Genomic DNA, 2102 nt, shown 5'->3' with positions numbered 1-2102 from the left:
TCGCCCTTCTTCATCCCGGGGAGCCTGATCAACCTCGGGTCGGGGCAGGTCTCGATCCGCTACGGCTTCAAGGGGCCGAACCATTCGGTGGTGACGGCCTGCTCCACGGGCGCGCATGCGATCGGCGACGGGATGCGGCTGATCCAGCACGGCGACGCCGACGTGATGGTGGCGGGCGGCGCCGAGGCGGCGATCTGCGAGCTCGGGATCGCCGGGTTCGCGGCGTGCAAGGCGCTGTCGACCGGGTTCAACGCCACGCCGGAGCGGGCGAGCCGGCCCTATGACCGCGACCGGGACGGGTTCGTCATGGGCGAGGGGGCGGGCGTGGTGGTGCTCGAGGAGCTCGGGCATGCCCGTGCCCGGGGGGCGAAGATCTATGCCGAGGTGGTGGGCTACGGGCTGTCGGGGGACGCCTATCACATCACCTCGCCGGCGCCGGACGGGGACGGCGGCTACCGCGCGATGGCGGCGGCGCTGGCGGGGGCGGGGATCGGGCCGGGGGCGATCGACTATGTGAACGCGCATGGCACCTCGACGCCGCTCGGCGACGAGATCGAGCTCGGGGCGGTGACGCGGCTGCTCGGGGAGAGCGCCGGGCGGGTGACGATGTCCTCGACCAAGTCGGCGACCGGGCATCTGCTCGGGGCGGCGGGGGCGGTCGAGGCGATCTTCGGGGTGCTGGCGATCCGCGACCAGGTGGCGCCGCCGACGATCAACCTCGAGAATCCCTCGGTCGAGACGCCGCTCGACCTCGCGCCGGGGAAGGCGGTGGCGCGGAAGATCGACGTGGTGCTGTCGAACTCCTTCGGCTTCGGCGGCACGAACGCGTCGCTGGTGCTGCGCCGGGTGCGGTGAGCCCGCCGAAGGGGTCCGGGCGATGATGCGGCACGTGGCGGCGAATGCGCTGACGCTCCTGATCCTGGCGCTGGTGCTGCTCTTCGGGGTGGTCACCTGGGTCAAGTCGCAGGTGAACGGCAGGGGGCCGCTCCAGGCGCCGCTCGAGTTCCAGGTGGAGCGGGGCGAGGGGCTCGGCAGGGTGGCGGACCGGCTGGCCGAGGCGGGCGCGATCTCGAACGCCGGGATCTTCCGCATCGCGGCGCGCTATGGCGAGCTCGATGCCGGGATCCGGTTCGGCGACTACAGCATCCCGGCCGGGGCCTCGATGCGGGAGATCCTCGAGCTCCTGAACCGGGGCGGCAACCTGGTGCGGCAGGTGGTGGTGCCGGAGGGGCTGACCAGCTGGCAGGTGGTCGAGCTGCTCAAGGGGCGGCCCGAGCTGGCCGGCGAGGTGGCGGAGGTGCCGGCGGAGGGGACGCTGGCGCCGGCGGGCTACGACTTCCAGCGCGGCGAGGACCGCAATGCGCTGATCGCGCGGATGGAGGCGCGGCAGCAGGAAATCCTCGCCGCGGCCTGGGCCGGGCGGGCGCCGGACCTGCCGCTCGCCTCGCCCGAGGAGCTGCTGACGCTGGCCTCGATCGTGGAGAAGGAGACCGGCGTCGCCGAGGAGCGGGCACGGGTGGCGCGGGTCTTCGTCAACCGGCTGGAACGGGGGATGCGGCTGCAGACCGACCCGACGGTGATCTACGGCATCACCCGGGGCGAGGGCGTGCTCGGGCGCGGGCTCCGCGCCAGCGAGCTGGCGGCGGCGACGCCCTACAACACCTATGCCCGCGCCGGACTGCCCCCGGGGCCGATCGCCAACCCGGGGGCGGCGGCGATCGAGGCGGCGGCGCATCCGGCGGCGGGGGAGGAGCTCTACTTCGTGGCGGACGGGACCGGCGGGCACGCCTTCGCGGCGACGCTCGAGGAGCACAACCGCAACGTCGCCGCCTGGCGGCGGATCGAGGCGCAGCGGGCCGCCGAGGCGCGGGCGGCCGAGGAGGCCGCCGCGGCGGCGGAGCGGGCGCCGGCCGAGGTCGAGGGGACGCCGGGGCAGGTCGAGCGGCCGATGCCGCGGGTGCCGGAGCCGTGACGCGCCCGGGGGGCGCACGGCGCGCGCGCGTGCCCACCCGGTAAGGGACGGGATTCGTTGCGGAATTTTTTCGTATAGACGTTGTATATACGCTGCGGCCGGGGGGAGCGCCGGCCTCGGGGAGCCCGCA

Annotated in this window: 2 protein-coding genes; both read left to right on the top strand. The window is 74.3% G+C overall.

Features of this window, described 5'->3' with window-relative positions; all coding sequences use genetic code 11:
• A partial coding sequence (locus tag Q0112_RS08520) for a beta-ketoacyl-ACP synthase II (RefSeq protein ID WP_297973937.1) occupies positions 1-855 on the top strand: 855 nt, incomplete at its 5' end.
• Between the two features lie 22 nt (positions 856-877).
• Positions 878-1972, top strand: a complete 1095-nt coding sequence (mltG, locus tag Q0112_RS08515) for an endolytic transglycosylase MltG (protein ID WP_297973934.1) — start codon at positions 878-880, stop codon at positions 1970-1972.
• The last annotated feature ends 130 nt before the right edge of the window (positions 1973-2102 follow it).

Source organism: uncultured Amaricoccus sp., assembly GCF_937858865.1.
GTDB lineage: Bacteria > Pseudomonadota > Alphaproteobacteria > Rhodobacterales > Rhodobacteraceae > Amaricoccus.
The sequence above is the reverse complement of the archived record's forward strand: the minus strand, read 5'-3'. Positions and strand labels throughout refer to the sequence as shown.

What these genes read in the sequence shown, in the direction of transcription:
- mltG (WP_297973934.1), top strand. Translation starts at nt 878, where the DNA reads ATGATGCGGCACGTGGCGGCGAATGCGCTGACGCTCCTGATCCTGGCG.